Genomic DNA, 12864 nt, shown 5'->3' with positions numbered 1-12864 from the left:
AGTTCCAAGCCATCCGCGAAGCCGTGGACGTGCCGATCCTGGCCAACATGACCGAGTTCGGCAAAAGCGATCTCTTCACCACCGAACAGCTCCAGGCCGTCGGCGTGAACATGGTGATCTACCCCGTCACCCTGCTCCGCATTGCTATGGGGGCTGCAGAGCGTACGCTGGAAACGATCAAGGCCACAGGAACGCAGGAGGCGCAGGTGGAGAACATGCTCACCCGTGCGCGGCTCTATGACCTCGTGGACTACGAGGCCTACAACCACTTCGACACGAGCGTTTTCAACTTCCAGATTCCTGGGCTCAGCCGGTAACTGGATCAACCAAGGGATGCAGGCGCTCCGGTCATCCAGGAGCGCTTGCCGATGAACGAAGGAGTTCAGCATGGCTGCTGAAGAGATCAAGAAGGGCCTGGCCGGCGTCGTCGTGGACTACACCGCGATCTCCAAGGTCAACCCGGACACCAACTCGCTGCTGTACCGCGGATATCCCGTGCAGGAACTCGCCGCCAAGTGCAGCTTCGAAGAAGTTGCCTTCCTGCTGTGGAACGGTGAGTTGCCCACGCCGGAAGAACTTGCAGAATTCACAGCCCGCGAGCGCGCGGGCCGCGCCCTTGACCCTGTGGTGAAGCAGGTCATCGATACGCTCCCGACGACGGCCCACCCGATGGATGTGTGCCGCACGGCCGCTTCGGTGCTGGGGGCACGGCACCCGCTGGCCGAGGTTTCCACGCCGGAAGCCAACATGACCAAGGCAATTGACCTGTTCGCCGCCATGCCTGCGGTGGTTGCCTATGACCAGCGCCGCCGACGCGCGGACGGACAGCCCATCGAACCCGTCGCGCCGAGGGACGACCTTGGCTACTCCGCGAACTTCCTGTGGATGACCTTCGGCGAGGACCCGGTGGAAGAGGTCGTGAAGGCGTTCAACGTCTCGATGATCCTCTACGCCGAGCACTCCTTCAACGCGTCCACCTTCACGGCCCGTGTTGTCACCTCCACTCTCTCGGACCTGCACTCCGCGGTCACCGCGGCAATCGGCGCCCTCAAAGGACCTTTGCACGGCGGCGCCAACGAGGCCGTCATGCACACCTTCGAGGAAATCGGCATCCGCACCGAGGAATCCCTCGAAGACGCCGCCAGCCGGGCAAAGACCTGGATGGAACACGCCCTGGCGCAGAAGAAGAAGGTCATGGGATTCGGGCACCGCGTCTACAAGCACGGCGACTCCCGCGTGCCCACCATGAAGGCCGCACTGGACAAGATGATCGCCCACTACGGCCGGGCAGAACTCCTGGGCCTGTACAACGGCCTCGAACAGGCCATGGACGAAGCCAAGGCAATCAAGCCAAACCTCGACTACCCCGCCGGACCCACCTACCACCTCATGGGCTTCGACACCCCGACCTTCACCCCGCTGTTCGTCGCTAGCCGCATCACCGGCTGGACAGCACACATCATGGAGCAACTCGGATCGAATTCCCTCATCCGCCCGCTGAGCGAATACAACGGCGTGGATGAACGGCACCTGCCGTAATTTCTGACGGTGCGACGACGGTCCGGCCACCTCCGTGGGGTGCCGGCCCGTCGTCGTTTGTTGTATTTTTCCGAAGGCTAACGCGCTGCTCCCGAATCCAGCCACTCGGCGGTGTGAACTTCGGCGACGCTTTCGTTGTCACCGGCGAGCACGACCTCCACTGCGATGCGCTGGCCGGAAATCATGGCAGGCAACCAGTGTTCGGCGTCGGCCCACATCTGTTCGACGGGTAGTCCCGACACCCGGTACCACTGTGGGGCGATTTCATCGCTTTCGGCCGGTTCACCGGTCCATTGCTCTGTCAGGTACACCGTGGTGAACATGTTCCACTCCGCCTTGGCGGGGAACACGAAGTCCACTGTCCCGGCAGGAATGAGATGTTCCTCTTCCACATGGACGAATATCTCTTCGTCGACCTCCCGGCATACAGCCTCGGCGGCTGTCTCTCCGGATTCTACGTGCCCGCCGACGCCCACAATCTTCCCGGTGCCGAAGCCGGTCTTCTTCCGGCCAAGGAGCACTTCTTTGCCGGCGTCGCCGTCGCGGAGCAGGAAGCAAAGGGTGACGTGGGCTGGAGTCATTGACCAAGCCTAACTCCGCGGGTCGGCGCATGTGTCCTTGCTACAGTTGGCCCATGAGCGTGGATGGGGGTGAAGGGCCGACGACGACGGCGGGCTCCCCGCCAGGAGAGAACGTCACCCCGACAAGGCCGGCAGCCGATGCCTGGCTGCCTGACTGGGTGGTCCGGTATCCGCTCTACGCCGGGTGGGCATGGACCGGATTCTGGGCATTGTTGATCGTCCTCGATGAGTTCCTCGACATAGCCGGTTGGAGCTGGTACCTGTTGGTCGGCATGGCGGCACTACCGACCCTGCTGTCCACCCTTGCGGTGCTGAACGCGACTCCCCGCAGGCATTTGAGACCCCAGAGCGAATCAGTGCTGGGCCATTTCTTCGTGCGGTTCCTTGCCTTGGTGACGGCTTTCCTGGTGTGGGGCATTTCGGTGATCATGGGCGCCTCCATCTCCACCACCGTGCAGGCCGCAGCCGGAAATTCCGAGCGCGAAGTCACGTCCTTAGGCTTCAACTTGCTCGTGGCAGCAGTCCCTCTTGTCATTTCCGTGCTGTGGATGGCATTTATTGTCCGCTGCGCCTGGTTTCTGCGTCGTCTGCGTGGCTGGAGCCAAAGTCCCGCCAGCTCACGGGTGCCAAAGAAATTCCTGCGCTCCCGGTCGAGGCTACGGCGAGTCGTAGTGGGTCTGGCCCACCCGGGGCTTCTTCTCGTGGCCGGACTGGGCATGTCTGTCCTGGCTCTGTTCTTGAGTGCGGTGGAGCTGACATTCAAGGTCTTGGCGTAACCGGTACCAGCCCGCGGTAGGTGGCCTGGGTCAGCCGAGCGCCCGCGGATGCGCGGCTGCGTACACCTCGCGCAAGGTGTCGGCGGTAACCAAGGTGTACACCTGCGTGGTGGTCACCGAGGCATGGCCCAGGAGTTCCTGCACCACACGGACGTCCGCGCCACCCTCTAGCAAATGCGTGGCGAAGGAATGCCGGAGGGTGTGAGGGGAGACGTCCTTGGTGATGTTGGCCTTCTCCGCCGCGGTCTTAAGAATGGTCCAGGCGCTCTGTCGGCTGATCCGGCCTCCGCGGGCATTCAGGAACAGCGCCGGAGTCCCTTTTCCTTTGGCGGCCAACGCGGGCCGTCCGCGAACCACATAGGAGTCGACGGCGCGCGCACCGTAGGACCCCAACGGCACCAGGCGCTCCTTCGAGCCTTTTCCGAACAGCCGTACGATCGCGGGCCCGTCGGCTTCCGCTTCAAGGGAGACATCGTCGACGTCGAGCCCCACAGCTTCGCTGATCCGGGCGCCCGTGGAGTAGAGGAACTCCAAAAGGGCCCGGTCCCTCAACCCGGTGGCGGTATCGGCACCGGCCGCTTCGAGGATCCGGGTCACTTCGCCGACGCTAATGGCCTTCGGCAGGCGCTTGCCTGGCATTGGCGGGTGGACGTCGCTGGCGGGGTCCGCCGTCGTCGTCCCTTCCAAAGCCCAAAACTTATGGAGCCCGCGGACGGCAACTACCGTGCGGGCCGCTGAGCGGACGCCGAGAGCGGCACCACCATCCGAGCCGTCGGCGAGTGCCTGGACGAAGGCGGTGACGTCGTGGCGGGAGATACTGCCCGGTTTGTCGACGCCGGATGCTGCCAGGAAGTTCGAATAGCGGGACAGATCCCGACGGTAGGCGGACAACGTGTTGCTTGCGAGTCCGCGTTCCACGCCAAGGTGCTGCAGGTAATCCGTGACGGCCCGGTCAATGGCAGTTTGAATCCGGGTCTCCGCAAGCTGGGGCATGGTCAGCGCTGGCTCGGGTGGGCTGGCCACGGGGCATTGGCCGGACGCAGGCTCCTGAAACCATCGGCGCGGGCGGCCGCGGCGGCAAGGATCCCGACGACGGCGGACGGGTTGTGCAAGCGGCCCTCCAGCACTGCCAAAACAGCTTCGTCGAGCGGCACCCACACCAGCTCGATTTCCGATTCCTCTTCCGTGCGGACGTGCCGTTCGGTCTCGGGGACATCACCCAGTCCCCGTGCCAGATAGATTCGGATCGCCTCGCTCGAAGATCCAGGCGAATTGAAGAAGTCCACCAGGACATTCCACGTGGCGGCGGTGAGATCGGCCTCTTCGGCGAGTTCCCGGGCGGCACCCACCACAAAATCTTCGCCCGCCACGTCAAGAAGCCCGGCCGGAATTTCCCACAGATCCATGCCGACCGGGTGGCGATATTGCTTGATCAACAGGATTTCGCCGTCGACATTCATCGGCAACACTGCGACGGCGCCAGGATGGTCGATGTAGTCGCGGACCAAAGCCCCGGTGTCTTCGCCCAGCTCGAAGGCATCGCTGACGACGTCCCAAACTCGGCCCTCGTAGACCTTGTTGGACGACAAAAGACGGCGCGGGCTCGGCATGTCCGAAACCTTCCGAAAAGAACTGGGGGTTTCAGAAATACCGGGCATCGCGCCGTCCTTCGTTTGAGTGAGCGATTACTTCGCAGCTACCTTGCGAGCCGACTTCGCAGCCGAATCAACGCCTGCTTGGCGCTCCAGCGCAGCCTTTACGAGGCCCGCAAACAGCGGGTGCGGACGCGTGGGCCGGGAGCTGAGCTCCGGGTGGGCCTGCGTTGCCACGTAATACGGGTGTACTTCGCGCGGCAGTTCCACGTACTCAACCAGCTTGCCATCGGGAGACGTTCCGGAGAACACCAAACCCTCGGCCGCGATCTGCTCGCGGTACTTGTTGTTCACTTCGTAGCGGTGGCGGTGACGCTCGCTGACCGTCGTTGCCCCATAGGTCTCGGCAACGACGGAGCCTTCGTCCAGCTTGGCTTCATAGAGGCCCAAGCGCATGGTGCCGCCCAGGTCGCCCTTGCCGTCCACGATGTCCAACTGCTCTTCCATCGTTGCGATGACCGGGTATTTGGAGTCGGGCTCGAACTCGCTGGAGGATGCGCCTTCAAGGCCCACCACGTTGCGGGCGTACTCGATGACCATGCACTGCAGGCCCAGGCACAGGCCCAGCACCGGAAGCTTGGTCTCGCGGGCAAACTTAAGAGCGCCCAGTTTGCCTTCCAAGCCACGGATGCCGAAGCCGCCGGGAACACAAATCGCATCGACGCCGGCCAGCGACTTGGTGGCTCCCTCGAGGGTTTCACATTCGTCGGACGGGACCCAACGGATCTTGACCTTGGTTTCGTTCGCGAAACCGCCGGCACGCAAGGCCTCGGTCACGGACAGGTAAGCGTCCGGGAGGTCGATGTACTTGCCCACGAGGGCAACTTCAACGTGGTGCTTGGGGTTGTGGACAGCTTCGAGGAGCTTGTCCCAGCTGGTCCAGTCGACGTCCTTGAACGGGAGGTCCAGGGCTCGGACGACGTAGGAGTCAAGGCCCTGGGAGTGCAGCGTCTTGGGAATGTCGTAGATGCTGGGAGCGTCGGCGGCGTTGACCACGGCGTCAATATCGACGTCGCACATGCGGCCGATCTTTTCGCGCATAGCGTCGGGCACTTCGCGGTCTGAGCGGATCACGATCGCTTCCGGCTGGATGCCGAGGGAGCGCAGGGCGGCAACGGAGTGCTGCGTTGGTTTGGTCTTCAGCTCCTGCGAGGGGCCGATGTACGGCACCAGCGAGACGTGGAGGAAAAAGACGTTGTTGCGGCCGATGTCCTGGCGGACCTGGCGTGCGGACTCCAGAAAAGGCTGAGACTCGATGTCGCCAACCGTGCCGCCGATTTCGGTGATGATGACGTCCGGAGCGTTCTTGCCTTCAGCGGGAAGGCGCATGCGCCGCTTGATCTCATCCGTGATGTGCGGGATGACCTGGACGGTGTCGCCGAGGTACTCGCCTCGCCGTTCCTTCGCGATGACGGTCGAGTAGATCTGGCCGGTCGTGACGTTGGCCGAACCTTCGAGGTTTTCATCGAGGAAGCGCTCGTAGTGTCCGATGTCGAGATCGGTTTCGGCGCCGTCGTCAGTGACGAAGACTTCGCCGTGTTGGAAGGGGTTCATCGTGCCCGGATCCACGTTCAGATAGGGATCCAGCTTCTGCATAGTTACAGACAAACCGCGTGCCCGCAGCAGATGGCCGAGGCTCGAAGCCGTCAGCCCCTTACCGAGCGAGGACGCCACACCGCCAGTGACAAAGATGTGTTTGGTCGTCTTGGACGAGCCCGGGAACCGGGAATTTACACGGGAATTTGATCGCTGCACCACGGAATTCGAGCCTATCATCAATTGCGCCTCCAAAGGATCCGCTAGCCGTTTTCCCAAATGCTCAATAGTCCCCTGCCATGGGGCCAGGATCAAGAGTAAAGTCCACCCGAACCGGTAAAAACGGGTCAGGCGCTCGGAAATCCCCAGCCCGGCAGCACCCTTCGCGTGCGCCGGTTCGGGCACGGCAAGCCCGGGATGTGACTGATGTCCTACGGCAGTCCTACGTCAGAGCTAGCCGGCTAAGCCTGCTGGGGCAGAAGCTTCGCGTCGTCCAGCAACTCCTGGGCATGAGCCCGCGCAGACTCCGAGTCTTCCTGTCCTGCCAGCATCCTGGCAAGCTCTTTCACTCGTTCCCCGTCATCGAGGAGCTGGACGTCGCTGGACGTGAAGCCCGTGGCGGTCTTGCCGTCGCTTCCCCTGACCGAGGTCTTGGTGACCCGAATGTGTTGGTCCGCGAACGCGGCAACCTGTGGCAGATGGGTTACCACCAGCACCTGGACATGGCGCGCCAGCATGGCCAGGCGGCGTCCGATCTCGACGGCGGCACGCCCACCCACTCCAGCATCTACTTCGTCAAAGACAAACGTCGGCACCGGATCCACTGCAGCCAGTACCACCTCGATGGCGAGCATGACCCGGGACAACTCACCACCGGACGCGCCCTTGCCGAGCGGACGGGCAGGCGCCCCTGAGTGCGGCTGCAGCAGGAAGGAAATGTCGTCGATGCCGTGCGGCCCCAACTGTCCTTGGCTGTCCACCTCGATCACCAGGGTCGCATCGGCCATGGCAAGAGCGGTGAGTTCCGCGCTCACGCGCGCGGAGAGTTCTTTCGCCGCCTTCGATCGCGACTTCGAGATGCGCGCGGCTTGCTTTCGCAATGTTGATTCCGCGGCAGTCACCTCGGCGTCAAGGGCTTCGATCCGGCTCGAGTCATCCTGCAGTTCGTCCAGCCGGGTCCTCGACGCTGCTGCCCATTCCAAGACCTCGTCGATGCTTGGAGCGTACTTCCGGATGAGTTTGGCCAGTGCTGCGCGCCGCTCCTCGATCTCCGAAAGCCGTTCGGGCCCTTCGGAGTCCAGGGAGGCTTGGTAGCTGGACAGCTCCCCCGCGATGTCGTTGATGAGGAAGCCGATTTCGGCGAGCCGTGCGGCGGCTCCCGCCAACGCTTCGTCATGTTCGGAAACCTGGTCCAGCGCCCGTTTGGCGGAGTCAATCAGCGTCGTGGCATCGGCTGTTTCGCCGAATTCCTCCGAAATCAGTGCTTCATGGGCTGCCGCTGCGGCGATGCGGAGCTCTTCCACGTTCGCCAGCTTCACTGCCTCGGCCTTGAGGGATTCGTCCTCGCCCGGCTGTGGATCGACGTCGTCGATTTCGTTGAGCGCGACTGCGAGCGATTCCGCCTCGCGCAGCCTCTCCCGGGCCTCGCCGCGGAGTGTATCGAGCTCCGTCTGGCTGGACCTCCAATGACGGTAAAGTTCCTGATACTCAGTCAGCGCCGCGGCGAGATCGACCCCGGCGAAGCGGTCCAGCGCGTGCCGCTGCGCCACGGCACCCTTGAGCCGGATCTGGTCCGACTGGCCGTGCACCACCACCAGGCTTTCGCCAAGTTCTGCCAACACGCCCACAGGCGCCGACCGGCCACCCACGAAGGCGCGGCTGCGGCCGTCCGCGCCCACTGTGCGGGCAAGCAGGAGCTGGGTGCCGCCGTCGTACTCTTCAGCGTCCCCGCCGGCCTCAACGGCCCGTTCCACGGCGGCGTGAGCCGGATCAAGCAACAACCGAGCCTCCGCGGAGGCTGACTTGGCGCCGGAGCGCACCGCGCCGGCGTCCGACCTCGCTCCCAGAAGGAGGCCGACGGCGGTGACCACCATGGTCTTGCCGGCGCCGGTTTCGCCCGTGACGACGCTCAGGCCGGGGCCCAACGGCAACGTGGCGTCGGTGATGACGCCGAGATCACGGATCCGGAGTTCCTCGATCATGGTTTACATCTCCTTTGTGGGATCGGCCGTTCTGCCTGTCCGCACATCCTGGGGTGTTGGCAAAGGGCTGGGCTTGAAAGTCCTGACCACCGGGGTAGGACCGGTGTGGATGTCCGCCGAACGGGGTGCCGGGCCTCGCCAGCCGTGGATGGGGAGCTCAAACTTCCGCACGAGCCGCGCAGAAAACGGGGTCTGATGGGTGCGCGCAAGCCGTACGGGCCGAGTGGACCGGGTCACTTCGATGCGGGCACCGGGCGGAAGGTCCACGGAGCGTCGGCCATCGCACCAAAGCACGCCTTGGGCGTCGGTACGGGTGAGGATCTCCACGGCAAGGTTGGACCGTGGCGAAACTACAAGGGGCTTGGCGAAGAGGGCATGGGCGCTGATGGGGACGATCACCAAGGCCTCCACCTCCGGCCACACCACCGGCCCGCCGGAGGAGAACGCGTAGGCCGTGGAGCCCGTGGGGGTAGCGAGAACCACTCCATCGCAGCCAAAGGACGTCAGTGGACGTTCGTCCACTTCGGTCACTACTTCGATCATGCGCTCCCGGTCCGCTTTTTCAATGGCGGCCTCGTTGAGGGCCCAGGTGTGCCAGATCTTCTGGCCGCGGACCCACACCTGGACATCGATGGTCATGCGCTCTTCCACCGTGTATTCGCGGCTGGCAATCCATTCGACAGTCTGGGCAAGATCGGCCCGTTCGCTCTCGGCAAGGAAGCCGACATGTCCAAGGTTGACGCCCAGCAAGGGAACGTCGACGTTGCGGACCAGCTCAGCCGCGCGCAGGATGGTGCCGTCGCCGCCAAGAACCATGACGAGTTCGACGTCCTCCAAACGGACATCCTCATGGAGGATTTCGATCGGCTTATCCACCACACCGTAGAAGCGTTCGATGTCATCCAGTTCAGATTTCTGCATCACGGGAATCAGGCCAGAGTAGTGGAGCTGCCCGCAGGCATCCCAGGCCGCGCGAAGGGAGTCCTCACGCCCGGTGTGGGCAAGGACCAAAACGCGCCTGCTCATGGTGTTCCGCTTTCTAGTGGGTGGTCCAGATTCTTTCCATCAGTGCAGCAACTTCCTCGTCCCGCTCTTCGATCTTAGGCAAGTCCGCCTGAATCCTGCGTCTTATCCACAGGAAGTACTCCACATTTCCGTCCTGGCCCGGCAAGGGACTCGGTGCGAGGCCGCAAAGTTCAAGCCCGGCGTCCACGGCCGCTTTGGCGACTTGGGCTACCGCGCGCCGCCGTTCGTGGTCCGATGTGACCACTCCGGTCCTGCTCAGCCGTTCCTTGCCGACCTCGAATTGCGGCTTCACCATGAGCACCAGGTCTCCCCCGGGCTTGGTGCATGTCGCGAGCGGATGCAGAACCAAGGTGAGGGAAATGAAGGACAGGTCCGCCACAGTGAGCGCGGCCGGGCCCCCGATCTGCTCCGGAGTCATGTAGCGGACGTTGAGGCCCTCATGGACTGCGACGCGGGGATCGCTCCGCAAGGACGGCACCAACTGGTCATGCCCGACGTCGACCGCCACCACGTGCGCGGCACCTTGCCGGAGCAGCACGTCAGTAAAGCCACCGGTGGAGGCTCCGGCGTCGAGGCATCGTTTCCCTTCCACGACGACCGAAGGGAACGCCTCCAGCGCTCCGGCCAGTTTGTGGCCGGCACGGCTGACGTACACGTCCTCGGCGTGGGCTTGAACATCCAGTTCGGTCACTTCGGAGACCTGTTGTGCCGCCTTGGCGAGAACGCTGCCTCCCGAACTGACTTTTCCGTCCGCAATAAGTTTCGCGGCATGAGTACGCGATCTCGCCAATCCACGGCTGACGAGTTCCTGGTCGAGCCTGACCATGCTCAGCGTTCGTCGGCGTTGAGGGCCGCCAACAAGGAGTCGTGGACCTCGGAGTATATAACGCTGTGCTCGGCCACTGCGACGGAGTGGATGTCCGCCAGCCTTTCCAGGGTCAAATCGACGGCTGCATCACCGGTGGAGACCGTGTCGTCCGGCCACGGAGCATCGTGCGGTTCGACGGCGCTCGGTTCGACGGCGCTTCCCGGGAGATCGTTCAACTCGCTCATTGCACCAGTCTAGTTTTCGAGCCATTCGAGCCGCGGCGAAGTAGCCTCTGCCGCGTCTGGATTGACGGCCCACCAGGCTGCACACGCGGCACGCCAAGCGTCCAGATCGTTCTCGGACCCGGAGACGGTGATCAGGCCGTCCTGGACTTGGGCAGTTGCCTTTCCGCAACGGAAGGCGCTGCCCTCCTCGACGATCTCGGGGTACGGCTCGTACAGTTCCGTGAGATCCGCCAGCAGGTAACCGGGCCTCTCCGAGCTGCGTGCAGCAAGAATGGAACCGGGCGTGTCGACGCCGGTGAGGACCGCGGCTGTCGCGAAACCCGCGCGGTTGCCGCCGAGGATGTCGGTGTCCAGACGGTCTCCGACGACGATCGGCCGTTCGGACTTCAGCCGCCGCGCGGCGGAGTGGAAAAGAGGTGCCTCCGGCTTGCCTGCGACTCGCGGCTGCTTGCCCGTGGCAGATGCGACAGCGGCAACGAGGGTCCCGTTTCCGGGAGCGATACCGCGGGCCTGGGGGATGGACATGTCCGTATTTGTGGCGACCCAAAGGGCACCTGCTGCAACGACATAGGCCGCCTCGGCCAGGTCTTTCCACGCGATTTCCGGATTAAAGCCCTGGACTACAGCCACTGGCTTTTCTTCGGCGGTGTGGACGGGCGTGAGGCCGACGAGTTCTATTTCATGGGCCAACGCCGCGCTGCCAGTAATCATGACGCGCGAACCCGGAGCCAGGAGTCCTGCCAGAAGGTCTCCGGCAGCCTGCGAAGAGCTGACCACCTGGTTGTCTTCCGCCGGAGCCCCCAGCTCACGAAGATGCGCCGCAACCTGGGCAGGGGTACGGGAGGCGTTGTTGGTCACATAGCCAAGCCGCACCCCCACCGATTCAAGGCGCTGCAGGGATTCCACAGCGCCAGGAATAGCGTGCGGACCCGCATAGACAACTCCGTCCAGATCAGACAGAACTGCGTCAAAATGCGAAACCAGCGAGGCCTCAGTCATTCTTGGTCTCTTCGCCGTCCTCGGAAAGCTCTTCTCCGTCTTCTTCGGTATCCTCGTCTTCTTCGGTGTCCTCGACGGAATCGCGGTCCGACTCGGCGTCGTCGGACTCAAAGTAGTCAGACTCGACGTCGTCGAGTTCTACTTCATCGTCTTCCGGGGCTTCAGAATCGGGGACTGTCTCCGCGCGTACCGGGGCGGCCTCGGTGCTTTGCTCTTCGGCTCGCTCGGGTTTTTCGTCGAAGTTCCTGAAGCGGGGCTTGGGAGCTTCGCGTTCATCGTCTTCGCCGAGGTCGATGATGTCCGGGTCTTCGAACTCTCCTACGCCGAGGGCATTCTCCGCAACGATTGCTTGGCGTTGCCACTTGCCGGCTTCCTCTGCGCGGCCCACGGCCGTCAGGGCGTCAGCGTAAGCGCGGAACAGGCGCGGGCTGTAGGAGAAGGCGCGGTTGATGTCGAGCTGAATGATCTCCAGCTCGGCCACTGCGGCGTCCAACTGGCCAAGGTCGGTTCTGGCTCCGGAGGCCACAATTGCGAGCTCAACCTTGCCGGGGGCGTCGAGGTCTTGTGCTTCGGGAGAACGGACGACGTCCAGCGCGCGGTCCGGCCGCCCCAGACCGCGTTCGCAGTCAGCCATGAGGGGCAAATGGACGTTGGATCCGCTGATCCGGCGGTACGTGCGGAATTCGCGAAGCGCCTCGCCATAGTGGCCAGCAGCGTAGGCGGTCAGGCCCACGGCTTCACGGACGGCCGCCAAGCGGCCACCACGGCGGCTGGCGGCCAGGGCGTGCTGGAAGGACAACTCAGGGTCGATATCGATGAGACGGCCGGCCATCACAAGGTGCTTGGAAACCCATTCGGCATTGGTGCCTTCAAGGGTCTTGATCTGGTGCTTGGTGACCCGGTCGAGTTCCTGGCCCGTAACGTCGTCGTCGATCTCGGGGGAACGATCGCGGTCTGGGCGGTTGGCACTACGGAGATCCGCCGCATTCGGCACCCGTGCGGGGCGCTCTTCCCGGGTTCCGCCGCCGAAGTTGCGTCCGTCGGTACGGGGGCCGTCGAACTTGCGGGGGCCGCGCTCGGGCCGATCGCCGAAGCTGCGGCGCTCACCGTCGCCTTCACGGCGCGGGCGGTCGCCAAACGGCTTACGATCGCGATCACCAAAGCTGGGCCGTGCGTCGCCATCACGACGCGGACGGTCGCCGAAGGGCTTACGATCGCGATCACCAAAACTCGGCCTCGCATCCCCATCACGACGCGGACGATCACCGAACGGCTTACGATCGCGATCACCAAAACTCGGCCTCGCATCCCCATCACGACGAGGACGATCACCGAACGGCTTACGATCGCGATCACCAAAACTCGGACGCGCGTCGCCTTCACGGCGCGGACGGTCGCCGAAGGGCTTACGATCGCGATCACCAAAACTCGGCCTCGCATCCCCATCACGACGAGGACGATCACCGAACGGCTTACGATCGCGATCACCAAAACTCGGACG

General features: G+C 63.7%; 13 protein-coding genes and 1 pseudogene. 4 read left to right on the top strand and 10 right to left on the bottom strand.

The genetic code is table 11. The annotated features are described in order from the left end of the window. Both HNP00_RS22740 and HNP00_RS22735 read left to right on the top strand, forming a co-directional pair. A pseudogene (locus HNP00_RS22740) lies at positions 1-317 on the top strand (methylisocitrate lyase); the annotation flags it as partial. Positions 318-387: 70 nt separating this feature from the next. Continuing rightward, positions 388-1539: a bifunctional 2-methylcitrate synthase/citrate synthase gene (locus HNP00_RS22735; RefSeq protein ID WP_184741989.1), complete on the top strand. Its 1152-nt coding sequence runs from the start codon at positions 388-390 to the stop codon at positions 1537-1539. A gap of 77 nt (positions 1540-1616) precedes the next feature. On the opposite strand, the gene HNP00_RS22730 is transcribed toward HNP00_RS22735, so the two are convergent. Next, positions 1617-2120: an 8-oxo-dGTP diphosphatase gene (locus HNP00_RS22730; protein WP_184741988.1), complete on the bottom strand. Its 504-nt coding sequence runs from the start codon at positions 2118-2120 to the stop codon at positions 1617-1619. 53 nt (positions 2121-2173) lie between these two features. Between HNP00_RS22730 and HNP00_RS22725 the strand changes: the two genes are divergently transcribed. Beyond that, the gene (locus HNP00_RS22725; RefSeq protein WP_184741987.1) at positions 2174-2896 is read left to right on the top strand and encodes a hypothetical protein; all 723 of its coding nucleotides are present in this window, start codon (positions 2174-2176) and stop codon (positions 2894-2896) included. Positions 2897-2926: 30 nt separating this feature from the next. Here HNP00_RS22725 and xerD read toward each other — a convergent pair whose 3' ends face one another. The 9 genes from xerD to HNP00_RS23595 form a co-directional block, all read right to left on the bottom strand. Further along, entirely contained in the window at positions 2927-3889 is a 963-nt protein-coding gene (gene xerD, locus HNP00_RS22720) for a site-specific tyrosine recombinase XerD (RefSeq protein WP_221451750.1), read from the bottom strand. A gap of 2 nt (positions 3890-3891) precedes the next feature. Then, entirely contained in the window at positions 3892-4554 is a 663-nt protein-coding gene (locus tag HNP00_RS22715) for an NUDIX hydrolase (RefSeq protein ID WP_184741985.1), read from the bottom strand. Positions 4555-4581: 27 nt separating this feature from the next. Beyond that, complete coding sequence (locus HNP00_RS22710) at positions 4582-6324, bottom strand: CTP synthase (protein WP_184741984.1); 1743 nt, start codon at positions 6322-6324, stop codon at positions 4582-4584. A gap of 221 nt (positions 6325-6545) precedes the next feature. Beyond that, positions 6546-8285: a DNA repair protein RecN gene (recN, locus tag HNP00_RS22705; RefSeq protein WP_184741983.1), complete on the bottom strand. Its 1740-nt coding sequence runs from the start codon at positions 8283-8285 to the stop codon at positions 6546-6548. A gap of 3 nt (positions 8286-8288) precedes the next feature. After that, positions 8289-9311 (bottom strand): NAD kinase, encoded by a 1023-nt coding sequence (locus tag HNP00_RS22700; protein WP_184741982.1) that lies wholly within the window; start codon positions 9309-9311, stop codon positions 8289-8291. 13 nt (positions 9312-9324) lie between these two features. Continuing rightward, positions 9325-10137 (bottom strand): TlyA family RNA methyltransferase, encoded by an 813-nt coding sequence (locus tag HNP00_RS22695; RefSeq protein WP_184741981.1) that lies wholly within the window; start codon positions 10135-10137, stop codon positions 9325-9327. A 2-nt stretch (positions 10138-10139) separates the two neighbouring features. Continuing rightward, entirely contained in the window at positions 10140-10364 is a 225-nt protein-coding gene (locus HNP00_RS22690; protein ID WP_184741980.1) for a hypothetical protein, read from the bottom strand. Positions 10365-10373: 9 nt separating this feature from the next. Next, positions 10374-11363, bottom strand: coding sequence for an HAD-IIA family hydrolase (locus HNP00_RS22685; RefSeq protein ID WP_184741979.1), 990 nt, complete (start codon positions 11361-11363; stop codon positions 10374-10376). Beyond that, positions 11356-12195: a hypothetical protein gene (locus tag HNP00_RS23595; RefSeq protein WP_260405139.1), complete on the bottom strand. Its 840-nt coding sequence runs from the start codon at positions 12193-12195 to the stop codon at positions 11356-11358. Before HNP00_RS23595 ends, HNP00_RS22685 begins: the two co-directional genes overlap by 8 nt. Here HNP00_RS23595 and HNP00_RS23590 point away from each other — a divergent pair. Next, positions 12148-12864: hypothetical protein (locus HNP00_RS23590; RefSeq protein WP_260405138.1), on the top strand; the 717-nt coding region annotated here is incomplete at its 3' end. The two genes, HNP00_RS23595 and HNP00_RS23590, sit on opposite strands and share 48 nt — an antisense overlap.

It is taken from the genome of Arthrobacter sp. AZCC_0090 (assembly GCF_014207375.1).
Classification (GTDB): Bacteria; Actinomycetota; Actinomycetes; order Actinomycetales; family Micrococcaceae; genus Arthrobacter.
The sequence above is the reverse complement of the archived record's forward strand: the minus strand, read 5'-3'. Positions and strand labels throughout refer to the sequence as shown.